A 24,341-nucleotide genomic window follows, 5' to 3' on the forward strand; every position below is an offset into this window, starting at 1 on the left:
GGTCAGGTACCTGCTATGTAGTGCTCCAGGTAGTCGATATGCTCTCCCTGCTCCCGAATCAGCGCCATTACAATATCTCCTATACTGAGTATACCTACCACCTGACCCCCATCCATCACCGGCAGGTGCCTGATTTTTTTCTGGGACATCAGCTCCATACAATCTGTAATATCCATTTCGGGAGATACGGTAAAAACCTTGGGGGTCATTACTTCCGTCACGGGCGTGCTTTTGGCTTTTCTGCCCTGAATAATTCCCTTTCGGGCGTAGTCACGCTCTGAAAAAATGCCGGTCAGCGTTTGTCCGTCCATTACCGGAAGGGCACCAATTCCTTTCTCGGCCATGAGGTGAAGCGCGTCAATCACCATGTGCTGCGGAGTTACGTACCACACGCTCTGGTTTTTCTTGTCTTTTACTAGTTTTTCTACCGTACACATACGCCTGAGATTTAGGTTAATAAACACTATTTTTACTGGGCCGGTACGAGGAGAGTTATTTTAAAAGGGAAACTAATTTATTAAATAATTATTTGAAAGTCAAATCAGCCACGGCAAACACCCGCCAGCAGCGGCCCGTTTAACTCAACCGAACGCTCCTTATTCTTAGGCGCAGATTGCCCCTGGTACGGAGCGTCACCAAAGGATCCTGCTCCACCCGCTGCCCCGAATGAAGCAACTGAACGTCAAAATCCCGTACCAGTAGCGCCAGCACAACCTGCATCTCTAGCAGAGCGAAGTTATTACCGATGCACATCCTGGGACCGCCCCCAAAAGGCAGGTAGGCGTAGGTAGGGCGGGTTTTTACCGCCTCCGGCGCAAAGTGCTCGGGATTGAATACGTCCGGTTCCTGCCAGTAGTCCGGGTGCCGGTGCAGTACGTAGGGGCTTATCAGTACATACGAGTTTTCCGCAACCGGGTAGTCGCCCAGCTGGTCGGCGGCCAGGGCCTTGCGGCCAATCATCCAGGCAGGTGGGTACAGCCGCATTACCTCCTGTACTACCTGCAGGGTATAGCTGAGTTGCCGGGCCGTGTTGAAGGTAGGTACCCCCTGCGGACCAAGTACTTCCTGTATCTCCGTCCGCATTTTATTAACAACCTCCGGATGCTGCGCCAGTACATACAGCGCCCACGCCAGCGCATTGGCGGTAGTTTCGTGTCCGGCCATAAAGATAGTCATCACCTCATCGCGCAGTTGCTGGTCCGACATACCCTCGCCCGTTTCTTCGTCGCGGGCGTGCAAGAGCATATCAAGCAGGTCGTCGTGGCGGGCCTCCGGATTCAGGGTACTTTCCTGTCGGCGGTTGTTGATAATGTCATAAACAACCGTTTCAACCGTTTCAACCGCCCGCAGGAAACGCTGGTTACCGGGCGTAGGGTACTTAAGCGGAATATGAATAAAACTTTTTAAGGCGTTGTCGGCATAATACATGATGTCATCGAGGGCGCCGGATATACCCGCCACCCGGCTGCCCACGTCGGCACTAAACAGGGCCTTGTTTACAATGTTGAGGGTAAGCCCCAGCATATCGGTCGTAATGTCCCGGGCCCGGATAGGGTCGTGCCGGGTCCACTCGGCCATTAGTACCTGCGTTTCGTGCACCATCATGTCCGTCATCAGGGCCAGGCGCTGTTTGTAAAAAGCCGGCTGCGCCAGTTTGCGCTGTCGTCGCCAGAAGTCGCCTTCGCTGTTGAGCAGGCCGTTCCCCAGAAAAATAGCCAGTATTTTATACGCTTCGCTCTTGTGGTAGTTGCGGTTGTTTTCCTGCAGTACGTACTTCGAGTCCTCCGCCGTCAGGACTACAGTAATTTCCCGTCCCACCACTTTCACCTTTACCAGCCGGGGGTACTTTTCCCGCAGTCTGAGAAGAAAGCCCAGCGGGTCGCGCACAAAATGCCAGGTATTACCAACCACCGGCAGACCCTTGTGGCGGGGCGCAGCCGGAGAAGCAGAGGTTAGAGTTTGCATAATAGTTACTATTAGTTCAGGATTACACTATCTTTGCGGCTTATTTGAGACAGAGCCCCTTCCGGGGGTACTTTCCTGTTGGACAAGAACCTCTGTTTCACTACCTCTGAACATTTTTTTACTAAAATACGACCGAAGCTTCGCAATGTCTAAAAAAATTCAATCTGCGCTCATTTCTGTGTATTACAAAGATGGCCTGGAACCCATCGTCAGGCTCCTGCACGACCATGGGGTGCAACTTTATTCTACCGGAGGTACCCAAACGTTTATTGAAGAAATGGGGATTCCGGTAACGGCCGTTGAGTCGCTCACGGGCTATCCTTCCATTTTCGGCGGGCGCGTCAAAACCCTGCATCCGGCCGTTTTTGGCGGTATTCTGTACCGCCGTGACCACGCGGGCGACCAGGCTCAGGCCGCCGAGTACAACATTCCGGCGCTGGACATGGTGGTGGTAGACCTTTACCCTTTTGAGGAAACCGTAGCCTCCGGAGCGGGTGAAGAGGATATAATCGAGAAGATTGACATCGGCGGTATTTCCCTCATCCGGGCCGCCGCCAAGAACTTCCGGGATACGCTCATTGTATCGACCCGCAACCAGTACGCTCAGGTACTGGCCCTGCTCACCGAAAAGGGCTGCGCCACCGACCTCGACGACCGCCGCGCCTACGCCCAGCAGGCTTTTGGTACCTCCTCGCACTACGACACCGCCATCAACAACTACTTCCTGGGTATCGGCACCGACTTATATAATTTCCATAACCTGCCGTCGCAGACGCTCCGTTACGGGGAGAACCCCCACCAGAAAGCTACCTACTACGGAGACCTCGACGCCATGTTTGACAAGCTGCACGGCAAGGATCTCTCGTACAACAACCTGGTAGACGTAGACGCCTGCGTGGGGCTGATTGACGAGTTCGCGGAGGCGGGTCCTACCTTTGCCATTATTAAACATACCAACGCCTGCGGTATCGCTACGGCGGCTACGGCGCAGCAGGCTTACCTCAACGCCCTGGCCTGCGACCCGGTGTCGGCTTTTGGGGGGGTGGTCATTACCAATACCAAAGTAGATAAAGCCTCGGCCGAGGAACTGAACAAGCTATTCATGGAAATCCTGATTGCACCGGACTACGAACCCGAAGCCCTGGAAGTACTTAAATCAAAGAAAAACCGCATACTGCTGCAGCGTAAACCCCTGGCTCTGCCCGGCGAAATGTTTAAAACCATCCTGAACGGGGTACTGGTACAGGACAAGGATCTCGCTACCGAAACGGCCGCTCAGATGGCTACCGTTACCCAAAAAGCACCAACCGAAGCCGAGCTACGCGCCCTGGAGTTTGCGCTCAAAGTGTGCAAGCACACCAAGTCCAATACCATAGTACTGGCCAAAGAAGACCAGCTGCTGGCCAGCGGTACCGGCCAGACTTCCCGCGTGGATGCCCTGCGTCAGGCGATCGAAAAGGCGAAGTCGTTTGGCTTTGACCTCAGCGGGTCGGTGATGGCCTCGGATGCTTTCTTCCCCTTCCCCGACTGCGTCGAGATTGCCAAGGAAGCCGGTATTACGGCGGTGGTACAGCCCGGCGGCTCCATCCGTGACAAGGATTCCATAGAGTACTGCAACGCCAACGGCGTAGCTATGGTAACTACCGGCATACGGCATTTCAAGCATTGAAATACGCTGTAGGCTATATGCTTTAGGCGATAGGCTTCTTTTGCAGGAACACGACTATTTAAGCTAATAAGCAAAAGAAAAACTCCTCTGACAGCAGAGGAGTTTTTCTTTATATAATCTAATTAAATTAGCGGCTTCATACTCCTGACCCTACTAAAAGTACATGCGTATCCTTTCACTGCTCTATACCGTCTGGTGCGCTTTCTGGTTTGTGACGATTTTTCTGCTGCTGTTTCCTTTTACATACGTGTTTCTGCAAAGGGAAAAGTGGAAACCCTATGCACACTACATCAATCGCCTTTGGGGCAAGCTATTCTTTCCGCTGGCGGGCATCCGGTTTAGGATTGAATACCGCTTTCGACCCGAGCCGCGGGGTACCTACGTGTTCTGCGCCAACCATTTCTCCTACCTCGACATTGCCACAATGGGCGTTATTCTGGACAACTACTACGCTTTTGTGGGTAAGCACGGGGTGAAGCGGGTACCCCTGTTTGGTTATATGTTCGCGAAGCTGCACATTCAGGTAGACCGCGAAAAAGGGCAAAGCCGCGCTTACTCTCTTAATAAATCCATCCGGACGCTGGCTCAGAGCCGTAGTGTGATGATATTTCCGGAGGGTGGTATTTTCACCAAACACCCGCCTAAGCTGCACCTGCCCATCCAGAAGGGGGCTTTTATTATGGCCATTCAGCAGCAGATACCCGTAGTGCCCATTACCCTCCTGACCAACCACCTGTTACTCCCCGACGAAGTGCCCCTGCGCCTTCATCCCGGCACGGTACGGGCCATAGTTCACGAACCCATTTATACTACCGGCCTGACCCAGGACGACTTGCCAGCCCTGATAGAGAAGTGGCGGAGTGTAGTAGAGAGAGCGCTGGAAGGGGAAGGGGAGGGGGTGTAGGGGCGTTGGAAATCCTGCCCGATAGTACCTGGTAAAGCGGACTGGAACACAGTTTGTCTTTAATCAGGCTGCACTTTTGTCAAATCTCCTGATGCTATTCAGTTCCTCCGACTTGGTAACCGCCTCCTCTTCCAGATCATAGTCATCCTGTAGGCCCAGCCAAAACTTAGGCGAATTCCCAAAGTAGCAACTTAGACGCAGCGCTGTATCAGCCGTAATGCGCCGATTGCCTTTCAGGATTTCTGATACTCTCGTCTGTGGTATCCCTACGTCTTTGGCTAGTCGGTAGGCGGTAATGCCCAAAGGAATAAGAAATTCTTCCTGTAGTATCTCTCCCGGATGTACATTAGGTAAGCGTTCCATGTTTTGCTTTGTTAATGGTAGTCTACGATTTCTACTTCTGCGGCCTGACCATTACTCCATTGAAATATGATTCGATTTTTCTGTTTCCTTTGTACCAAAAGATACTATCATACTTCTGCGCTAAGGTAGTAACGTCAAAAGTTAAGTATAAAGTTTGAAGGCCAAAAGTGCAAAGTAATAATTACCTGGTATGCTCCACCCAAATCAGCTCAGATGTGTCGTAGCCGAGGCTGCGGGCCTGCTCGAGGTACTTCTGTTTTACGCTTTCGGGCATGGTGGTTTCACGGGAGAGCAGCCAGAGGTAATCCCGGTCTTTGCCAGCTACCATCTCGTACTTGTATTCAGGGTCTAGGGCAATGACGTTATAGCCTGAATAAAACGGCCCGAAAAAGGATACTTTAAGTTTCCCGGTATTGGCATCTTCCACAAACTTCGCTTTGCCAGTGGCATCTTCCCACTCCTGCTTTTTGAAGTTATACCCGCGGTTATCAACCTTGATACTACCGTCCGGATTCAATGAATAGGTAGCCGTTACATTGTTCAGGTTCTTTTCAAAGCGGTAGTTAAACCGGGCTATCTCATACCATTTCCCAAGGTACTTCTCCGCATCGAACGGCTGAACCGCCGCCACTCCTTTCGGAATAGTACGGCAGGAACTCAGCGCCCAAATAGCTACTACGCTAAGCAGGGTACCTCCGAGGAGTAATTTGCTTTTGTTCATTGTATTTACTCTTTTACAAGTACCTAACCTGTACCTGCCGATAAGGTTTTGTCCGGACCGCACTCTCTCATTCTCTCATTCAAACAATAAGCGCCCGCGCCATCTGCAAACCCGACTGAAAAGCTCCTTCCACATTCCCCATTCCGAAACCATCACCACCTAGTAACATAGTAAACGGGCCGCTAAACCGCAGGTAGGGCTCAGGATAGCGCTGGTCGGCCAGGCTGTACCGCCAGCGGTGTACCTGGTAGCTCGCTACGGACCCGGCAGGTATCCACTCGCTAAGGTGGTGTAGTAAATCCTGGCCTACCTCGTTCAGGTCGCCTTCCAGGTGCTCGCGGCTGTATTGAGGGCTGGCGTGGATGGTGACGGTAATTGGGTCACTGGCGATACCTTTCTGCTGGTTGTCGGCTACCCATGAGATTGGGCCTTCCGCGTATCTTATGTTACCGGGAGCGGGAATCCCGCTCGGCTGGTTTAGTACCGCAATAACGGCAATACAGGGCTGGTAGGAGATGGTGTCAAAGACGGAACGTTCGTGGGCAGTGAGCTGGATACCGCTGTCGCTAAGTAAGATCGAGGCCTGCGGTGCCGGGATGGTGATAAGAAGAGTATCGGCGCGGTAGGTAGTACCGGTTTCGGTCCGGACGGTGCAGCCGCTATTTTCCTGCTGAATGTGGATGACCCGCTCGCCGGTCCGGATGTCGAGCCCTTCGGCCAGGTACTTGGGTACGCTGCTCATGCCACCGGAGCCAATAAAGCGCGGATGGCTGTCGCCCACCGCCAGGTTCCACTCCTGCACTACCCCGGCCTCTTTCATGGAATGTACCAATTGCTGAAACTCGGGGGTGCGGGCCGAGAAGTACTGCGCGCCGTGGTCGGCGCGGGATGTACCTATGCGACGGGTGGCCATGCGTCCGCCTACGCCCCGTCCTTTGTCCAGTAGGATGACCTGCCAGTGATGTTGGGTGAGTTCGCGGGCGGCAGTAAGACCGGCCAGGCCGGCGCCAATGATTAGACAGGTAGGCATACTTTAAAAAAAATTGTTCGATGGAGGTGGGTGAGATAAAAAAGGATACTCCCTATTTTTGAAATTCAGAGTACTATTACTCACAACTACAAAACCCGGGATTTGTTGAACACCGCCCCTTTTTTGAAAAGCTGGCTATTTAAGGCCGGACGCTGGATTGGGGCGGGTATGCTGGCGGTGCTGGTGGGCTACTACAGTATTTATCCGCATATCTTTCACTGCCAGACCATCCAATTCTCCGATTTTGAACAGATCAATGAAAAACTGTACGTAAGCCCGGCGATCACCGCTTCCCAGCGCCAGCAAATGTACCGGACCATTGCGCGGAGTCGCCGGCGGGTAGCCCGCTTCTGGGGTACCTCCGTGGGCGAGGCTACCTTTATTCTGTGCAGCAGCCCCGCGCAGTACCAGAAGTACTGCCACAGCAGCCAGGGCGCGGGCTGCAGCCTGGGTACCCCCTGGGGCGACTCCTACATCATCCTGAATCCTTTTGGCCTGAACGAAGACGTTGTCAGCCACGAAATGTGCCACGACGAGTTGTTTACGCGCCTGGGCTGGTGGACCACCACGACGCAGGTACCCCAGTGGTTCAACGAAGGACTGGCCCTGATGCTGGACCGCCGCTTTGTGAGCAGTACCGACTCCATCCAAAGGTACCTCGACTACCTCGACGAGTGGATGTACCTGACCAGAGGTGCCCAGGAGTTTCTGGAACTGGAGGAGATCAACAGCATGCGGGGCTTTTTTGGCGGAGATCAGCGGCACGTGATGCTGGCCTACATGACGGCGGGTATGGAGGTGTCGCGGTGGATGGCGCTGACAGGTACTTCGGGGGTTCAGAAATTAACGGCCGGTCTTAAAAAAAAGAGGTCTTTCCGGGAGCTGTACAGGAAACTGGAAAAGGAAGGCAGCCGGGGCCATCCCAACCCATTACCCGGAAACCCGCTCCACTACCCGTAGCGTCCGTATTTTTCTGACCTTGGGGCCCCCACCCTGGGGTTGTCCTCAGAACAGTAGTTTTTTAGAGCAATAGCTCTATATGTATAGTGAACATCTTTCAAAAAAAAAGTACATTTCGAATCCATTTCCTTTAACCACTAAAACTACCCTCATTACCAAGTCTCATGCAACAGTTACAGCTCCTTGATTACCTTGTATTCCTGGTTTATTTTCTGGTAGTAGCCATATACGGTTACTGGATTTACCACAAGAAAAAATCGGCCGAAGCCTCCACTACCGACTTCTTTCTGGCCGAAGGCTCCCTGACCTGGTGGGCCATTGGTGCCTCCCTTATCGCCTCTAACATTTCGGCCGAGCAGTTTATCGGTATGTCGGGTAACGGCTTCACGATGGGTCTGGCTATTTCGACCTACGAGTGGATGGCCGCCGCCACGCTCATTATCGTAGCTATTTTCTTCATGCCCATTTACCTGAAGAATAATATTTATACCATGCCCCAGTTCCTTAATCAGCGCTACAACAAGTCGGTTAGCTTGATTATGGCCGTTTTCTGGCTGGCCCTGTACATCCTGGTCAACCTTACCTCCATCCTGTACCTGGGGGCGCTGGCGGTGTCGGGTATCTCGGGTATCGATTTCTATACCTGTATGGTTGGGCTGGCCATTTTTGCAATTATCATTACCCTGGGTGGTATGAAGGTAATTGGGTATACCGACGTAATTCAAGTGTTCTTTCTGGTTATTGGTGGTTTGGCTACGACCTACCTGGCCCTGAACCTGGTATCTGACGACGCCGGACGGACGGGTATGATCCAGGGATTCAATCTGATGCTGGACAGCCACGACGACCACTTCCACATGATTTTCCCCAAGGCAAACCCCTACTACATGCAGCTACCGGGCCTAACCGTACTGCTGGGTGGTATGTGGATCGTGAACCTCAACTACTGGGGCTGTAACCAGTACATCACGCAACGCGCCCTGGGTGCCGACCTAAAAACGGCCCGTAACGGTATCCTGTTCGCAGCCTTCCTGAAACTGCTGATGCCGGTGATCGTGGTACTGCCCGGTATTGCGGCTTATGCGCTGTATAACCGGGGTATGTTTCAGCAGGAAATGCTCGGCGAAGATGGTTTAATTAATGCCGACAAAGCCTACCCGGTGCTGCTTAACCTATTGCCCGTCGGACTGAAAGGACTATCATTTGCGGCTCTGACGGCCGCCGTAGTAGCTTCCCTGGCCGGTAAAGCCAACAGTATCTCTACGATATTTACCCTGGATATTTTCAAGTACTACTTTGGTAAAAACGCCAGCGAAAAGCACCTGGTGGTAGTAGGACGTATAGTGGTAGTAGTGGCCATGATTATCGCCATTGTGGCTTCTCCTTACATGGGTATTGATAAAAAAGGAGGCTTCCAGTTTATTCAGGAAATGACGGGTCTGCTTTCGCCGGGTATTTTTGCGGCCTTCAGTATGGGCTTCTTCTGGAAGCGTACCAACTCGGCCGGTGCCATGTTTGCCATTGTAGGTGGCTTTCTTATTGCCCTGAGTATGCACAACAACTGGCTCCCCTTTGCCGACTGGTCGGAGGTACCCTTCCTGGACCGCATGGGCTGGGTGTACCTTATTTGTGTCGTGGTGATGGTCATCCTGGGTTATGCGCTGCCAAGTGAAGAAAAAGGATTGACCATTGACGCTTCGATGTTTAAAACACACCGTACTTTCACCATCGGCGCGGCGGTAGTTATTGCTTTGATTACCTTCCTGTACACCTACTTCTGGTAGAGGGTACTTAGTAAAAAATAGCAAAGCCGGGTGGAATACGTTCTACCCGGCTTTGCTATTTACCTGCTATCTTCTTTTCAATAAACTCTTTATGCCGCTTCATTTCCGCCCTCACCAGTTCGTTTATTTCTTCTTCAGTCAGCTGCTCACCGTACGGCCGTTCCAGTTTAGCGGTTTTATCATCAAGCAAAACAAAGTAGGTACTATCTCCCAGCATAACATCAATTTTTGCGTTATGATTAAAATTCCCATACTCCGAATTAGCAAATACCCGGTACGAATAAAGCATCCCAAATTGTGTTGACTTCTCTGTAATCCTACTTTTTATTGCCGGTATTGCAGTATAAATATTATCTGATGCATAGTCGCTACTATTTAAGGAAAGATAATGCCTTGGCTGCACATAAAACCGCTCAAACTTCTTTCCTTCCTCCATAAACCTCTGAAACAGAGGAATAATAGACTTTTCATACAATTCCTGCACCACCTCCACCGTTTTTTCTACCTCCTGCTTTCCCTTTTTTAAACGCTGCTCCAGCAGCGCCAGCTCTTTGTCAAAGTCCTCCGGCTCTTCGATACTTTCTCCCTTAGCCCCCCGAATCATCAGGTCCAGCGACTGCACCAGATTGGTAGCGATGTAGGTAATAAAGGGTTCAATAATACCGGCATCCGCCTGACGGAGCGCGGACAGGTAGTTACTCTTTTCTTCGGTTTTAATAATAACGGGCGGAAAACCGTACTTCATCAGGATAAAGTTCATCAGAATACGGGCTGTTCGGCCGTTGCCGTCGTCGAAGGGGTGGATTCTGATGAAACGGTAGTGAAACTCGGCCGCCAGCAAAACAGGATTTACCTCGTCAGAAGCAGTTTTTTTTCGATACCACTTCATCAAATCGTCCATTTGAGCGGGCGTTTCTTCGGGCGTGGCAAAGTAAAACATCTCCCCCGTCGACGTTTGTACATGATTGGGTAAGCTTTTGTATTTCCCTACCTCCACCTTCTTTCTGGTGGGTGCCCCTTCGGGTGTCATGGCGTCAACCCAGTACGGTTGTTTCAGTAGCAACTGATGAAGCTCCCGGATAAAACTTTCGGTCAGGGGGTACTCGCCTTTTACCCTTTCCATTACCCATTCGATGGCTTCATTGTGGCCCTCCATTTCCAGGTGGTCTTTCAGAGGCTTTCCCTGCGCTGTAATACCGTGTAGCAACAGGGCCTTTGTCTCGCCATAGGTGAGGGAATTACCTTCCAGATGATTGGAATGATAATTCCAGTCCAGCCGGAACTTCTGCATGATTCTCAGCTCCTGCTCTCGGCTCAGGGGCCTTAAAGAATCAAGCTCTTCTTTCAGTACTAGGGCTTTTTCTACCTGGGTCATACGTACTTTTCTGTTCAGGGTAAATATAAAACTTTACCGGCGGAAAACCCTGATGTTGCTTTGTATTGGGCCAAACAGCAGCAGGGCCGAACCGGATACTACCCGTTCGGCCCTGCTGCTGTTTGAGAAGTACCTGCTTACGCCTCCTCTTCGTGGATGGTAATTTTCAGGATTTTATCGCCCTGCTTGATGTCGTCCACGATATCCACTCCCTCCACTACTTTCCCGAAGCAGGTATGGTTGCGGTCGAGGTGAGCGGTGTTGCGGCGGCTGTGGCAGATAAAAAACTGGGAACCTCCGGTATTGCGTCCGGCGTGGGCCATAGAAAGTACCCCCCGGTCGTGGTATTGGTTTTCACCGTCGAGCTCGCAGGGAATGTGGTAGCCGGGGCCACCGCGTCCGGTACCTTGCGGACATCCGCCCTGAATGACGAAGTCAGGGATAACCCGGTGGAACGAAAGTCCGTCGTAGAATCCTTTTTTTGATAGACCTACAAAATTTTCAACTGTCTTCGGTGCGTCCTTTTCGTAGAACTCAATCCACATCGTCCCCTTTTCGGTGACCATTTCAGCTTTCAGCATAGCAGTAACAATATTTTTTTGAATAAAAAAGTGCCTGTTTTCAGACCATACATCACTGATCAGCGCACATACATCACAAAGGTAATGACTCCTGCTTGGGATTTGAAAGTGAATGTTTAATTTACGCACTTGTTAAGCCTGAATTCAGCAAAAGAGTACCCTACCATTTAAAAACAAACTCCTCCTTACTTCTGCCATGAAGAAAAAGTTACTCCTGGCCGGGTTGTTCCTGGCTACTAGCGCTGTGGCCCAGGAAGCCCCTGTGCATTTTACCTCTTTCCCCACGCTTACTCCCGACGGCCAGACGGTCGTTTTTAGTTACGAATCAGACTTGTGGAAAGCTGACGTGGCTACCGGAGGGGCCACCCGCCTGACGGCCATGCAGGGGTCCGAAACCCGCCCGCACGTATCACCCGACGGAAAATGGATTGCTTTCACCAGTACCGAAAACGGAAACAGCGACGTGTACGTGATGGCTCTGGCGGGCGGGCCGGTCCGGCAGCTTACCTACCATAGTACCTACGACCTGGTGGAGGGGTGGTCGTGGGACTCCCAGACGATCTATTTTGAATCGGGGGTACAAAATGGGGGTACTACCTATACCATAGCCCTGAAGGGAGGTACTCCCCAGCGCCTGTTCAAGCACTTCTTTAACCGCATTCATAACGTAGCCGAGGCCCCCAACGGCGAACTGTACTTCAATGATACCTGGGAAAGCGAAAGCCAGGCCATGCGTAAAGGCTATCAGGGCGAATTTAACCCGGATATTCAATCCTATCATCTCAAAACCAAAGCCTATAAGCGCTATACCGACTACCGGGGCAAGGATATGTGGGCAACCGTAGACCGGGCCGGTAAGCTGTACTTTGTGTCGGACGAGGCCAACGGGCAGTACAATCTGTACACTTTTGAAGGAGGAAAAAAGACTCCGCTGACCAGTTTTACGGAGTCCATCAAGCGTCCTCAGGTAAGTGCTGACGGCCGTAAAGTGGTTTTTGAGAAGGATTACCAGTTGTGGCAGTATGATGTAGCCAGCCGCACCGCTCAGCCCATAAAACTAAGTACCGTACAGAACTTTACCCTTCCCAAAGCACAGGAGTTTAGTACCAGGGATAAAATCTCGGCCTTTGATGTAGCGCCCGACAACAAAAAGCTGGCCTTTGTGTCGCGCGGGGAGCTGTTTGTGTCCGACCACGAAGGGAAGTACGTCAAGCAATTGACAACCCGCCCCGACGCCCGCGTGCTGGAGGTGAAGTGGCTGGCCGATAGCGTAACGCTTCTTTTCAGCCAAACCGTAGGCGGGTACTCCAACTGGTTCACCATCCGGGCCGATGGCAAGGGTACCGAAAAGCAGCTGACTTCCGACCTTCAAAACAACCGTAGCATCAGCCTGAACAAGAAGCGCACCATGGGCGTGTACCTGAGCGGGCGCAACGAAGTCCGAACCATTGACCTCAAAACGCTGGAAAGCAAACCCATTCTAAAGGAGGAACTGTGGGGTTTTTACAACGACATGCCCAGTTTCTCGCCCAACGACGAGTACATCCTGTTTACAGCCTTCCGAAATTTTGAACGGGATATTTTTCTGCACCACATCAAGAAAAACGAAACCCTGAACCTGACCCAGACGGGTATATCCGAAGGGGAGCCTACCTGGTCGCCGGACAGCAAGTACCTGTATTTTTCCTGCGATCCTATGAATCCCACTTATCCGTTTGGGTCCCGGAATTTAAAAGTTTACCGGCTGGCGCTTACCAGGCTGGACGACCCCTACCGGACGGATAAGTTTGACGAGCTTTTCAAAAAAGAAACCATAGCTGCCGCCGAAGACAAGAGCGCCAAAGACAAAAAAGAGGAAGGAAACAAGAAAAGCAAAAACGCTAAAAAAGAAGAAAAGAAGCCGGAAGAAGCACCGGTAAAGCCCATTGACATAGACATGGAAGATATCCTGGACCGGATGGAGCAGGTGAGTCCTTCCTTCGGGGAGCAAGGGGCACCCCTGGTTATCCAGAAAGACGACAAAACGTACGTTTTCTATCTTTCGAATCATGATAAAGGCAAAACCGGCCTCTGGCGTACTACCTACCAGCCCTTTGAAGACCCCAAAACCGAAAAAGTGGAGGATGGTGTAAGTGGCTATGACCTGGCTCAGGCTGGTGATAAGTACTATATCCTAATCAATGGTACCATCAGCAAATTCCATTACGAAAACTGCAAGACCGATCCTATCCAGATTAACCATACTTTCCAGCGTAACCTGGCGGCCGAATTTAACCAGATGTTTCACGAAGCCTGGGCCGGCGTGGAAGAAAACTTCTATAACGAAACCTTCCACGGCGCCGACTGGAAAGCCATTCGGGACCGCTACGCCAGGTACCTGCCCTACCTGACCAACCGCGACGATTTCCGGACGCTGTTTAACGACATGCTCGGCGAGCTGAATGCCTCTCACCTGGGTTTCTATTCCAATGGCCCCGAAGAAAAGGTGTACTTTAAAAACAGTACCCTGGAGACCGGCCTGCTTTTTGAAAATAGACGCCCTTACGTAGTACAGCGGGTGGTGAAGCGCAGTGCCGCCGACAAAACGGATAAGAAAATTCTGGCCGGTGACCGCCTTACCCACGTCAATGGCCTGGCGGTGGATACCCTCCAAAACCGCGACTGGTACTTTACCAAGCCTGCCCGCGACCCCGAAATAGAGCTGACCCTACGCCGGACCGGAGCGGACACCTCGTATACGGTTCGTATTCACCCGCAGGTGTCGCTCAGCAGCAACCTGTACGACGAGTGGATGGACGGAAACCAAAAATACGTTGACGAAAAAAGCAAGAAACGCATCGCTTACGTCCACATGAAAAATATGGGTATGCAGGAATACGAGCGTTTTGTAGTAGACATGACCCGCGACTGGTACCGCAAGGATGCCCTGATTCTGGACCTGCGCTACAACACCGGCGGCAATGTACACGACCTGGTACTTAACTTCCTGTCGCAGCGCCCCTACCTGCAGTGGAAGTACCGCGAAGGCGCTCTAACCCCGCAACCCAACTTCGGCGTAGCGGCTAAGCCCATCGTACTGTTGATTAACGAGCAGTCCCTCTCCGATGCGGAAATGACCGCCACGGGATTCAAAGAACTCAAGCTGGGTAAGATTATTGGTACCGAAACCTACCGCTGGATTATATTCACTTCCGGCAAAGGACTGGTAGACGGCTCCTTTTACCGCCTGCCCTCCTGGGGATGCTACACGCTTGATGGAAAAAATATTGAGAAAGAGGGTGTCACCCCAGATATTTACGTGAAGCAGACCTTTGAAGACCGCCTCCTTGACCGCGATCCTCAGCTGGAAAAAGCCATTGAAGAAATCCTGACGACGCTGACGCTGAAATAGGGAAAAACAATCAAAAGCCTCTCCTTAGTCAAGGAGAGGCTTTTTGTCACTACTATTGCGTTGTAATAGAGAAAAAGATTGGTACTAGGAACCAGCCGCAGCCAGTACTGCTCTGACTACAGCACCTTCTTCAATTAACTTTTGAGTCTCGCTGATTTTAGCAATTCGCCTGAATACATCCTTGGCCCGCCATTCCTGGCACCGCTCCGGATTTGTAAACCATTCCTTGGCAGCTACTAATCTGAAAACGTACTGTGAGGTTTCCTGATTCATGCGCAGTGCGAAGTAGTCCTCATTTCCCTGTTGAACTACATGCCGACTAATGCGTCCGGGGCCGGCATTATAGGCCGCTGCTACTAAGGTCCAGGAACCCAACTGGCGGTGAAGCCGAAGCAGGTACTTGCAGGCAGCATGGGTAGACTTAACAAGGTTTTTACGATCATCAGCGGTACTGTCAACTGTAAGGCCAAATTCACGGGCAGTTTCCGGCATAAATTGCCAGTAACCTACGGCTCCTTTTGGTGATACAGCCGAAGCTGTCATGGTGCTTTCTACAATGGGAATGTACTTTAGATCGGTCGGAATACCGTAACGTTTGAGAATGGGCTCAATAACCTTCATGTTATTCTTTACCCGTTTTCTCATTTTTCTGAAGGTAGGATTATCGTAATCCTGAATGGTGCGGTGGTAGCGCTTAGCTACATATACTTGCTTCAGAGGGATAGTATCACCACAAAAGTTGATATCGATAAGCTTAGTATCAATATCCTCCACAATGACCAACTCGTTCTTTTCTTCTACTTTCTCTACACTCTGATTACTAAACTTAAATACTCCAAAGGACGCAATAGCAAGCATTAAAATTAGGATTCTTAGCATGCATGGTTGTTTTGGTTCTACATAATTTAATATTCAGGTTTCTTAACGGCATAGAAATTAAAAATGTTTCATCGTATTTTAAAAAACTGATTTTCAGGTAATAATACTACCATATTATTGTACAAAACTAAGTAATACAGAAGCAGGAGTATGTATAATATACAATTCGTCAGGGAAAGAAAAACATCAAGAAAATAGCCTAATACGCCCTTGATTAGGGTAAACGATGCACTACGTGCCAGTAGGATAAGAGGAGGAAAAAAAATTACGAAAAATGTAACGTAATTAATGAAATTCTCGGGAGGGGCTTCTCAAAAAGGCAGCTGTTGTTGCTGATTCTGCTACGAATATATAACAATTATTTAAATTGCAAAGGAAGTAGATTTAAAATTTATTATACGGCATATAGACCTTATACAATTCTCAATATTTAACCGCCTTTAAACAACAAAAATCTCTGCTTTCGCCCGGCTTAGCAGCTGTTTCTTTCTGATGCTAAAATCTCCTCGGCTTCCCATGTTTTAGGGACCTGAAAAGTGCTTTACCCCCACGCTCCCGCCGCGCCTACGCCTCCTTTCAAATGCCTGATGGTATGCCCGGGAAGCTCTTCCCGCAACAGCTCCAGGGCCTTCCGGCTCCGCATACCCGACTGGCAATAAAGTACTATATCAGGCTGCTCAAGTAGCTCGGGCAGGTGTTGCGTCAGAGTTTTCAGCGGCCAGTTAACTCCGGCAATATCGAATCGTTCGTGCTCGTGCGGCTCCCGCACGTCAATCAGGAATGGGGGATTGGTACCTTCCATCAACTCTTGCAACTCCGGGTAGGTTAACTCCTCTATTGCCGGGGCGGGTACCGCGCAGGCCAGGCCGTAATCGTCCCGCAGCCCCCGCCGCTCCCGCGAGGCCGGATTGGACTGGAAGCGGTAGGTCTGGAAGGTTGCGTGGAGGGCATCGTACAGCAGCAACCGACCGCTCAGTACCTCACCGGTACCGGTAATGAGCTTGATGGCTTCGGTAGCCTGCAGGGTACCTACTACGCCGGGCAGGATACCCAGCACACCTATTTCGGCGCAGTTGGGTACTTCGTTCTCGGCGGGCGGGATGGGGTACAGGCAGCGGTAGGTGGGACCGCCCTGGTAGTTGAATACCGTCACCTGCCCCTCAAATTTATAAATAGACCCAAATACCAGCGGCTTGTCCAGCAGCAGACAGGCATCGTTGACCAGGTACCGGGTAGGAAAATTATCCGAGCCATCCACTACTATGTCGTAATCGGCCATCAGCCGCAGGACGTTCTCCGTGGTCAGTTGCTTGTCGTAGGCCTGCACTTTAATGTACGGATTCTGGCCCCGCAGCCGCGCGGCGGCGGCCAGTGCTTTGGACTTACCTATATCATCCACGCCGAAGAGTACCTGCCGGTGCAGGTTGCTGGCTTCTACCTTATCAAAATCAATTACGCCCAGGATACCTACGCCCGCCGCCGCCAGGTAAGTCAGTACCGGACAGCCCAGCCCACCCGCCCCAATGACCAGCACGCTGGCCCCTTTCAGGCGCTGTTGTCCTTCCGGGCCAAACCCGGGAAGTGAAAGCTGACGGGCGTAAAACTGCTGTTCCTGCGGTGAAAACATAGGTAGTCTTGAAAAATGATAGAATTGTTCGTAGGCATTCCGGAGCAGCGTCCGTACATTTCGAAATAGAAGGTACCTACTTCAAGTCTTTATTTATACGCAAGAAAATGGTTAGCGTTCAGGAAGCAAAACAATTGGTGGTTGAAAATACGTTCCCGCTGCCGGCGGAGGAGCGCGATGTACACGAGGCCGTTGGCTACGTACTGGCAGCTGACGTACGGGCACCCCTGTCGCTACCGCTGTTCCGGCAGTCGTCCATGGATGGCTACGCGGTTCACCACGAAGATATTGAACGGGCGGGCGTGGCGCTGCCAGTGGTTGCCGAGTCGCAGGCCGGTGCGCCGGAATTGCTCACGCTCGAACGTGGTACCGCCGTTCGGATATTCACCGGTGCTCCCGTTCCGGACGGAGCCACCGCCGTGGTGATGCAGGAAAAAACAGGGCGGGAGGCCGACAAGGTACTTATTCAGGAATATCCGGTAAACGAGAAGCAGAATGTACGCGCCATTGGGCAGCAGATAAGGGAGGGCGATGTAGCTCTGCCCAAAGGTACCTACCTGACGCCCGGCTCGGTGGGTTTTCTGCTGGGAATGAACGTTCGGCGGGTGGAGGTGTACCGCAAGCCCAGCGTGGGTATCCTGGTCACCGGCGACGAGCTGGTGCAGCCGGGCAATCCACTGCGCTTTGGGCAGGTATTTGAATCCAACTCCTCCATGCTGGCGGCCACCCTGCGGCAGGAGGGCCTAACGCAGATTGACATTCAGTACGTAGACGATAATCCCGAAGCGACTACCCAGGCTCTACTTGAGCTGACCGAGCAGCATGACGTAGTATTGGCAACGGGCGGCATTTCGGTGGGCGACTATGATTACGTAGGTACTTCGCTGCAGGAAATTGGCGTTGAAACCATTTTCTATAAAGTACGCCAGCGCCCCGGCAAGCCGCTGCTGTTTGGTAAAAAGGAAGGTACCCTGTTCTTTGCCCTACCCGGTAATCCGGCTTCCTCGCTGGTATGCTACTACGAGTACGTACTGCCAGCCCTGCGCCGTCTATCCGGCCGGGTCGACGCTTTTCTGCCGACGCTGCGCCTGCCTATGACCCATGCCTACTCCTTTAAAGGCGAGCGGGATGAGCTGCTGAAAGCCTCCGCTACTACCCTGGGCGTGACGCCCCTGGAAGGACAGGAGTCGTTTGCGCTACGTTCTTTTGCCGTGGCTAACGCACTGATTTACCTGCCTTCTACCCAGCAGTCGGTGCAGCCCGGCGACCTGGTAGAGGTACATATACTGCCGTTTTTTTGTTAGGGGAGTATTGATAATGAATGTATAGGCAACTGTAGTACCTTAGTTTGCGTTATGGAGGAGATTAGTAAACTTTTCTACCACAGAGTTAAATGAGTTTTTGCACAGAGTTTACGCTGCGTACTTCTGTGCTTACCTCCCCTAAACTCGGTGGTAAAAATATAAATTATCAACAGGCGTATAGCATATAGCCTACCGCCTAAAGCCCTAAAAAATGACCCTTAGTATCCTTTATTTTGGCATGCTGGCCGAAGCCACCGGCCACCCCTCCGAAACCTGGGAGGTGACCGACCCACTATCGGTAGGACAGCTTCGCGAACAGCTTTTACAAAAGTACCCCAGCCTGCGCGACCGCAAGTTCCAGTTGGCCGTAAACCAGCAGGTAGCCGACCCGGCCACCCCAATTGACACTAACGCCGAAGTAGCTTTGCTTCCACCTTTTGCCGGTGGGTAGTAGTCCCAATAGCACACTACCGCAGGTACCGCTTTATTTTGAACCATGGAAAAAACACATACACCCAAAAAGGTATTCGTCGACGGCCCCATCAGTCCGCAGTTCATCAGCGACTCCATAGCGAAGCACCAGTCCAAAACCAACATTGGTGCCCACGCTATCTTCCTGGGGCAGATTCGGGCCGACCAAAAGGAAGGCGGCCCCGTAACGGGTATTGAGTACACGGCCTACACCGACATGGCCGAAAAGGCCTTTCACACGATTCGCGAAGCGGCTTTTGCGCGCTTTGACCTGGTGTGTATGCACATTTATCATAGTCTCGGGCTGGTACCTACGGGCGAAGTGAGCTTGTTTGTGTTTGTTTCCTCCGCTCACCGCCGCGCCAGCTTTGAAGCCCTGGAATTCGTAGTGGAAGAAATTAAGGCCAAGGTACCTATCTTTGGGAAAGAGCTCGTCGGCGAAGCGGGCGAGTACACCTGGAAAGAGAATAAGTAGCATGGTTGACATTACCCATAAAACCAATACCCTCCGTATTGCCACCGCGCAGGCTATAGTGCAGGTGAGCAAGCCGGAAACGATTGAGGCTATCCTGAACCGTACGGTACCCAAGGGCGATGTGTACGAAATGGCTAAAGCCGCCGGGCTGCTGGCCGTCAAGAAAACCCCCTACATGCTACCCGACTGCCACCCGCTACCGATTGAGTCCACCACGGTGGCCTACCGGGTAGAGGACCTTACGGTGGTAGTAGAAATGACGGTGAAGACCATTTACAAAACGGGTGTTGAGGTAGAGGCCATGCACGGGGTGTCGGTGGTAGCCCTGACCATGTACGACATGCTGAAGCCCATTGACAAGGGCGTGGAGATCCGGCATATTAAATTACTGGAAAAGAAGGGCGGCAAAAGCGACCGCAAGGCGCAGATGCCCGATCTCAAAACGGCCGTGGTGGTATGCTCGGATAGTATTTCAAAGGGTATCGGAGAAGATAAATCCGGTCGGCGCATCATTGAAAAGCTGAAACCGTTTGCGATAAAAGTGAGCGATTACAGTATCATCCCCGACGATAAAGACCTGATTCAGGAAAAGATTCGGGGATTGTGTGATATGGCCTTCCGCCTCGTGCTGGTCACAGGTGGTACCGGCCTTTCGCCCCGCGACGTAACGCCCGAGGCTGTGGGTGAACTCATAGAAGTACCCATTGACGGTATCGTCGAAACGGCCCGGCAGTACGGGCAGGAGCGCATCCCTACCGCTATGCTGTCACGCGCGGTGGCCGGTCTGGTTGGCAATACCCTGGTCATTACCATGCCGGGTAGTACCGGTGGCGTAACGGACACCATGGATGCACTGTTCCCGCACGTATTGCATGTGTTTAGCGTTATGGAAGGAGCGAGGCATTAAGTAGGGGTTAGATTTTATTATGCATAAGGTACTTTCGGAAAATATGGATAGGATTCAGGCTTTGTGCAAAAGGTACAATGTGAAGTCTCTCCATGCCTTTGGCTCCGTCTGTACTGACCGTTTTTCAGAGAAAAGCGATATAGACCTGCTGGTTTCGTTTCACCCGATGGACTACGGCGATTATGCGGATACTTATTTTGAACTGGCCGATAAATTAGAAGAACTTTTGCAGCGTCCGGTGGACCTCGTAACAGATAAATCGTTAGCTAATCCTTATTTTATTGATTCTGTTAATCAAACCAAAACCCTTCTCTATGAATCAAGAAGTCAAAAAGTTTCTTTTTGATATAAGAGAATCCGTAACTTCCATAGAGAGCTATCTTGGCGACAAACGAGATTTCAATAGCTACAGGTCTAATAAAATGCTACGTAGAGCGGTTGAGAGAGAATTTGAGATAATTGGTGAAGCCCTAAATAGAATAGATAAAATTGATTCATCTGTTTCTATTTCCAATAAAAAACAGATAATCAGTATGCGAAATAGGGTAATTCATGGTTATGATAAAATTGATGATGAAATAATCTGGGGTACTATCACCAGGCACCTGCCTGTCCTGAAAAGTGAAATTGAGAAACTACTAAGCGAATGAACCCACCCATTGTAGACAAATTCGGACGCGTTCATAACTACCTCCGCATCTCCCTGACGGACAAGTGCAACCTGCGCTGCAACTACTGCATGCCGCAGGAGGATATGCAGTTTATGCCGTCGGCCTGGCTAATGTCGGCCGGGGAAATCCAGACGCTGGCCGGAATCTTTGTGGACATGGGGGTTCAGAAAATCAGGCTGACGGGTGGTGAGCCGCTGGTTCGTAAAGATGTAGGTACTATTATCGAGTCACTGGGTAAACTACCTACCTCGCTTACCCTAACCACCAACGCGGTTTTTATTGAACAGTATATAAGTACCCTGAAAAACGCGGGCGTTCGATCGCTAAATATCAGTCTGGATACATTGGACGAAGAGCGCTTCCGCAGCATCACTAAGCGCGATCACTTTACCAAGACGCTTGCTAATATCCGCCTGCTGCTGGCCGAAGGCTTCAGTGTAAAGTTGAATATGGTAGTCATGCGGGATGTGAACGTGGAGGAGGTCAATGATTTTGTGCGCATGACACTTACCGAGCCTAACCTGCACGTGCGCTTCATTGAGTTTATGCCTTTCAATGGCAACCAGTGGGACTTCTCCCGCATTGTTTCCTATAATGATTTGCTGAGTCGCATTAGCGAGGAGTTTATATTTGCCCCACTCTCCGGCGAACCCAATGATACAGCCCGTACCTTCCGGGTAGAGGGGGGCCAGGGTACCTTCGGCATTATCAGTACCATTACCAACCATTTCTGCGATAGCTGCAACCGCATCCGCCTTACGGCCGATGGAAAGCTTAAAAACTGCCTCTTCGACACCTCCGAAGTAGACCTGCTGACGCCCCTGCGTAAGGGAGAAGATATACGGGCTATCATCTACGACCACTTTCAGCAAAAGCACTTTGCCCACGGTGGCCATACCGAATTCACCAATAAGGACGCTAAATCCGAGTACGAGCAGAATCGGAGGATGATTGCTATTGGTGGGTAGGTATTGAGCTTTGAGAAAATCAGGAAGTAGAGCCTTTTAAATAAGCTCACCGCCAGCCCTATACTCTCCCTAGTGTTTGCTCGTTAATGAATACCTCCAGCGGCAGTCCCAGATGCTTGTGCAGGTTGTGAATCTGCTGCAGGGTAAAGTACCGCTTCCGGTTTAAAATCTCAGATATTCTTGATTTTGGGCCAAGCAGAGGTCCCAGGTCTTTGTTTTTCCATCCGTTTTCCACCATCAGGTACTTTATAGCGTCAATAGGGTCGGGGTAAGGCAAGGCATGATGTTCCTGCTCATAGGTGTGTACCAGCGTACTAAGTACGTCCAGTTCATCATCCAGTTCTGAATAAGGTTCCGGGTTCAGAGCCAGCAGCTCGTCTATGCGGTTGAGTGCACGCTGGTAATCCTCTTCGGTTCGTATGGGTGTTACAGTTACTGTGTTCATAATTCATCTGTTGAAAAAGCAGCTCATTTTAAACCGAATGAGCATCTATTTTATCATACTCGGCGTGGGTGCCAATCCATCGAATATACACCGTCTGCCGGTGGACGAGCACTACCGTTACTATTCTGTACTTGTTTCCTTTGATATCAAAAATAACCCGGTTGTTGCCGATTATATCCACCGAATTGGCTACCTGTTTTAACTCGTTTAGATTCTGAATAGAAATTTCCTTCATCCTGGCTAGCCACACTTCCAGAGCAGTTTTAGCATCCGCATGTGTATGATAGTACTCTCTTACTCGAGAAGGGGTAATGATCCTCATAAAGTACTGTTTGCAGTAAAGTTACACATTTTGTAACTTTACTGCAAACATAGTTGGTTCCCTTTATTAGATAATATAGATACCCCCTACCGACTATTCCGCTCCAGTGAGTCAAAATCCGGCATACCGGAGCGTTCCTCTTTTTCTGAATCCCGAAATTGTACCGCAGGTTGAGGCCGATCCGGCGGGCGTCGTTGATGCGGACACCGGAGGCCGACACCGATCCCTGGTTGAGCGTAAACTGGTACTTATTGGCAAAAAACACATCGCTGACGCTCGTCAGCAGCTTCTTGTTCAGCAACTGCCGGTTAATAGTCAGATTGAGGTACTCGTAGGTGGGGCGCGTGATGGAGCGGCGCATCACCACAGCAACAAGGCAACGCCTTGTTTTCAAATCAGGACTTTCCATAAACGTCCTTCCAGGACCAGCCAGCGTTTCGTAATAAAGCCGTAAGTTGTTTTCTGTGCTCTTTTGCTTCCTCCTCGGCAACTGCCATGGCGCTGGAAGTACTTAGCGGAACGCCGGCCCTGATCAAAGCCTCCATATCTGGTACTGGTGCCTGCTCGTCCTCAACCCTGATCACCATAGGGTATACTTTAACCATTTCCAGATACGAATCGAGAGCCGTTCGCAGCATTGTAAGTTGTAGGGAGTCGTGTTGGATGGTGGAAGCCAGCCGGTATTCAAGAAACTGGATGGTTTCGTCGAGTAGTACGATGCATTTTTTAACGGCAAGATTAGACTGGCTTTTGTGAAAGTAATGAACCAGGGGGTAGGCATGATGATCCAGCGTGTGCTTCATTAACATTTCACACAGGTTGGACGAGTTACCAAGCAAGGACGAAAAGTCTTTTCCGTTCCAGCTGTTCAGGAGTACCTCCTGCGGAGTTTTCCCCATACTGAAGATGTACAGGCTTAGTTTGTTCTGCAGATTTACGGCCGTAAGTACTGAAACTATATACGTGATAGCCGCGGTAATAAACGCCAGTCCGGTAAAGGAGCTGATACTTGTAACTATTCGCCACAGGTTGTTTGAAGCCGTATAATCCCCGATTCCCAGAGAAGATAGCGTAAAGCCTGCATAGTATAGTTTTTCGAGCATACCAGCCGGTACCATGGTCTTACCGTTCAGAATTGAGCTGGAATCGGATAAGAGTAGTAAAAGCATACCTCCCCACAGCCCCAGAATCCATACGCATAAAATCCCGATGAGTATGGTCGGGCCAGCAAAATCGAGGATTCGGGAGTATCCATTGCGCTTGGAGGCAAAAAAGAAAAGCTTCCAGGTCCACTTGCAGAACACATTTGTAATTACCCCTCCCCCATTTAAGGTAAAAGTTGCCAAAATGATGTCAAAAGAAATGGCTATAAAAATTAGTATTCCCAGAATCAGGTAAAAAACATTCATAAGCAAAAGCAATTAATCGCACCAGCGCCCGTCTTTTTGGCCGTTTCGGACCCGTTCATGACCCGATGAACACCCGCCGCTTCTGTTAGTATTTTTTCAGCTAAGTTTTTATCACAGGGT

25 protein-coding genes are annotated in these 24,341 nt (G+C 50.8%); 13 read left to right on the top strand and 12 right to left on the bottom strand.

All coding sequences use genetic code 11. From position 1 onward, the window contains the following. Positions 1-2: 2 nt before the first annotated feature. Positions 3-437: a CBS domain-containing protein gene (locus VGN67_RS06085; protein WP_327485891.1), complete on the bottom strand. Its 435-nt coding sequence runs from the start codon at positions 435-437 to the stop codon at positions 3-5. A gap of 139 nt (positions 438-576) precedes the next feature. Next, a complete protein-coding gene (locus VGN67_RS06090) occupies positions 577-1,965 on the bottom strand; it encodes a cytochrome P450 (protein WP_327485892.1) in 1,389 nt (462 codons plus the stop codon). A 145-nt stretch (positions 1,966-2,110) separates the two neighbouring features. Between VGN67_RS06090 and purH the strand changes: the two genes are divergently transcribed. After that, positions 2,111-3,634 (top strand): bifunctional phosphoribosylaminoimidazolecarboxamide formyltransferase/IMP cyclohydrolase, encoded by a 1,524-nt coding sequence (gene purH / locus VGN67_RS06095; RefSeq protein WP_327485893.1) that lies wholly within the window; start codon positions 2,111-2,113, stop codon positions 3,632-3,634. 163 nt (positions 3,635-3,797) lie between these two features. Continuing rightward, complete coding sequence (locus tag VGN67_RS06100; RefSeq protein ID WP_327485894.1) at positions 3,798-4,538, top strand: lysophospholipid acyltransferase family protein; 741 nt, start codon at positions 3,798-3,800, stop codon at positions 4,536-4,538. Positions 4,539-4,601: 63 nt separating this feature from the next. Here VGN67_RS06100 and VGN67_RS06105 read toward each other — a convergent pair whose 3' ends face one another. The 3 genes from VGN67_RS06105 to VGN67_RS06115 all read right to left on the bottom strand — a co-directional run bounded on the left by VGN67_RS06105 (position 4,602) and on the right by VGN67_RS06115 (position 6,652). After that, the gene (locus tag VGN67_RS06105) at positions 4,602-4,901 is read right to left on the bottom strand and encodes a HigA family addiction module antitoxin (RefSeq protein ID WP_327485895.1); all 300 of its coding nucleotides are present in this window, start codon (positions 4,899-4,901) and stop codon (positions 4,602-4,604) included. 181 nt (positions 4,902-5,082) lie between these two features. Then, complete coding sequence (locus VGN67_RS06110; protein ID WP_327485896.1) at positions 5,083-5,622, bottom strand: lipocalin family protein; 540 nt, start codon at positions 5,620-5,622, stop codon at positions 5,083-5,085. 79 nt (positions 5,623-5,701) lie between these two features. After that, positions 5,702-6,652, bottom strand: coding sequence for an NAD(P)/FAD-dependent oxidoreductase (locus tag VGN67_RS06115; protein ID WP_327485897.1), 951 nt, complete (start codon positions 6,650-6,652; stop codon positions 5,702-5,704). A gap of 123 nt (positions 6,653-6,775) precedes the next feature. Between VGN67_RS06115 and VGN67_RS06120 the strand changes: the two genes are divergently transcribed. Both VGN67_RS06120 and VGN67_RS06125 read left to right on the top strand, forming a co-directional pair. Further along, complete coding sequence (locus VGN67_RS06120; protein ID WP_327485898.1) at positions 6,776-7,612, top strand: hypothetical protein; 837 nt, start codon at positions 6,776-6,778, stop codon at positions 7,610-7,612. Between the two features lie 164 nt (positions 7,613-7,776). Beyond that, complete coding sequence (locus VGN67_RS06125; RefSeq protein ID WP_327485899.1) at positions 7,777-9,396, top strand: sodium:solute symporter family transporter; 1,620 nt, start codon at positions 7,777-7,779, stop codon at positions 9,394-9,396. Between the two features lie 55 nt (positions 9,397-9,451). Here VGN67_RS06125 and VGN67_RS06130 read toward each other — a convergent pair whose 3' ends face one another. Further along, positions 9,452-10,771 carry a Fic family protein gene (locus tag VGN67_RS06130; RefSeq protein ID WP_327485900.1) on the bottom strand — a complete coding sequence of 440 codons (1,320 nt, stop codon included), beginning with the start codon at positions 10,769-10,771 and terminating at the stop codon, positions 9,452-9,454. 137 nt (positions 10,772-10,908) lie between these two features. Beyond that, positions 10,909-11,352, bottom strand: a complete 444-nt coding sequence (locus tag VGN67_RS06135) for a peptidylprolyl isomerase (RefSeq protein WP_327485901.1) — start codon at positions 11,350-11,352, stop codon at positions 10,909-10,911. A 196-nt stretch (positions 11,353-11,548) separates the two neighbouring features. Here VGN67_RS06135 and VGN67_RS06140 point away from each other — a divergent pair, with 196 nt between their 5' ends. Beyond that, complete coding sequence (locus VGN67_RS06140; RefSeq protein WP_327485902.1) at positions 11,549-14,743, top strand: S41 family peptidase; 3,195 nt, start codon at positions 11,549-11,551, stop codon at positions 14,741-14,743. An 84-nt stretch (positions 14,744-14,827) separates the two neighbouring features. On the opposite strand, the gene VGN67_RS06145 is transcribed toward VGN67_RS06140, so the two are convergent. Together VGN67_RS06145 and moeB are read right to left on the bottom strand one after the other, a co-directional pair. Beyond that, a complete protein-coding gene (locus VGN67_RS06145; RefSeq protein WP_327485903.1) occupies positions 14,828-15,622 on the bottom strand; it encodes a lytic transglycosylase domain-containing protein in 795 nt (264 codons plus the stop codon). A gap of 541 nt (positions 15,623-16,163) precedes the next feature. Next, complete coding sequence (moeB, locus tag VGN67_RS06150; RefSeq protein WP_327485904.1) at positions 16,164-17,249, bottom strand: molybdopterin-synthase adenylyltransferase MoeB; 1,086 nt, start codon at positions 17,247-17,249, stop codon at positions 16,164-16,166. A gap of 8 nt (positions 17,250-17,257) precedes the next feature. On the opposite strand from moeB, the gene glp reads away from it, so the two are divergent. From glp to moaA, 7 genes are all read left to right on the top strand, one after another. Continuing rightward, a complete protein-coding gene (gene glp / locus VGN67_RS06155; protein ID WP_327485905.1) occupies positions 17,258-18,553 on the top strand; it encodes a gephyrin-like molybdotransferase Glp in 1,296 nt (431 codons plus the stop codon). 211 nt (positions 18,554-18,764) lie between these two features. Next, positions 18,765-19,004: a MoaD/ThiS family protein gene (locus tag VGN67_RS06160; RefSeq protein WP_327485907.1), complete on the top strand. Its 240-nt coding sequence runs from the start codon at positions 18,765-18,767 to the stop codon at positions 19,002-19,004. A 45-nt stretch (positions 19,005-19,049) separates the two neighbouring features. Continuing rightward, positions 19,050-19,499, top strand: coding sequence for a molybdenum cofactor biosynthesis protein MoaE (locus VGN67_RS06165; RefSeq protein ID WP_327485908.1), 450 nt, complete (start codon positions 19,050-19,052; stop codon positions 19,497-19,499). A 1-nt stretch (position 19,500) separates the two neighbouring features. After that, the gene (gene moaCB / locus VGN67_RS06170; RefSeq protein ID WP_327485909.1) at positions 19,501-20,406 is read left to right on the top strand and encodes a bifunctional molybdenum cofactor biosynthesis protein MoaC/MoaB; all 906 of its coding nucleotides are present in this window, start codon (positions 19,501-19,503) and stop codon (positions 20,404-20,406) included. A 19-nt stretch (positions 20,407-20,425) separates the two neighbouring features. Further along, positions 20,426-20,752: a nucleotidyltransferase family protein gene (locus VGN67_RS06175; protein WP_327485910.1), complete on the top strand. Its 327-nt coding sequence runs from the start codon at positions 20,426-20,428 to the stop codon at positions 20,750-20,752. Beyond that, the gene (locus VGN67_RS06180) at positions 20,721-21,056 is read left to right on the top strand and encodes a DUF86 domain-containing protein (protein ID WP_327485911.1); all 336 of its coding nucleotides are present in this window, start codon (positions 20,721-20,723) and stop codon (positions 21,054-21,056) included. Before VGN67_RS06175 ends, VGN67_RS06180 begins: the two co-directional genes overlap by 32 nt. Further along, a complete protein-coding gene (gene moaA / locus VGN67_RS06185) occupies positions 21,053-22,045 on the top strand; it encodes a GTP 3',8-cyclase MoaA (RefSeq protein ID WP_327485912.1) in 993 nt (330 codons plus the stop codon). The genes VGN67_RS06180 and moaA overlap by 4 nt, the downstream gene beginning before the upstream one ends. Before the next feature lie 58 nt (positions 22,046-22,103). Here moaA and VGN67_RS06190 read toward each other — a convergent pair whose 3' ends face one another. Both VGN67_RS06190 and VGN67_RS06195 read right to left on the bottom strand, forming a co-directional pair. After that, positions 22,104-22,490, bottom strand: a complete 387-nt coding sequence (locus tag VGN67_RS06190; RefSeq protein WP_327485913.1) for a transcriptional regulator — start codon at positions 22,488-22,490, stop codon at positions 22,104-22,106. Positions 22,491-22,518: 28 nt separating this feature from the next. Then, entirely contained in the window at positions 22,519-22,812 is a 294-nt protein-coding gene (locus VGN67_RS06195; protein WP_327485914.1) for a type II toxin-antitoxin system HigB family toxin, read from the bottom strand. 106 nt (positions 22,813-22,918) lie between these two features. Here VGN67_RS06195 and VGN67_RS06200 point away from each other — a divergent pair, with 106 nt between their 5' ends. After that, the gene (locus VGN67_RS06200) at positions 22,919-23,266 is read left to right on the top strand and encodes a hypothetical protein (RefSeq protein WP_327485915.1); all 348 of its coding nucleotides are present in this window, start codon (positions 22,919-22,921) and stop codon (positions 23,264-23,266) included. Here VGN67_RS06200 and VGN67_RS06205 read toward each other — a convergent pair. Then, positions 23,208-24,221, bottom strand: a complete 1,014-nt coding sequence (locus tag VGN67_RS06205) for a potassium channel family protein (RefSeq protein WP_327485916.1) — start codon at positions 24,219-24,221, stop codon at positions 23,208-23,210. The two genes, VGN67_RS06200 and VGN67_RS06205, sit on opposite strands and share 59 nt — an antisense overlap. Between the last annotated feature and the right edge of the window lie 120 nt (positions 24,222-24,341).

Source organism: Telluribacter sp., assembly GCF_035998675.1.
Lineage (GTDB): Bacteria > Bacteroidota > Bacteroidia > Cytophagales > Spirosomataceae > Telluribacter.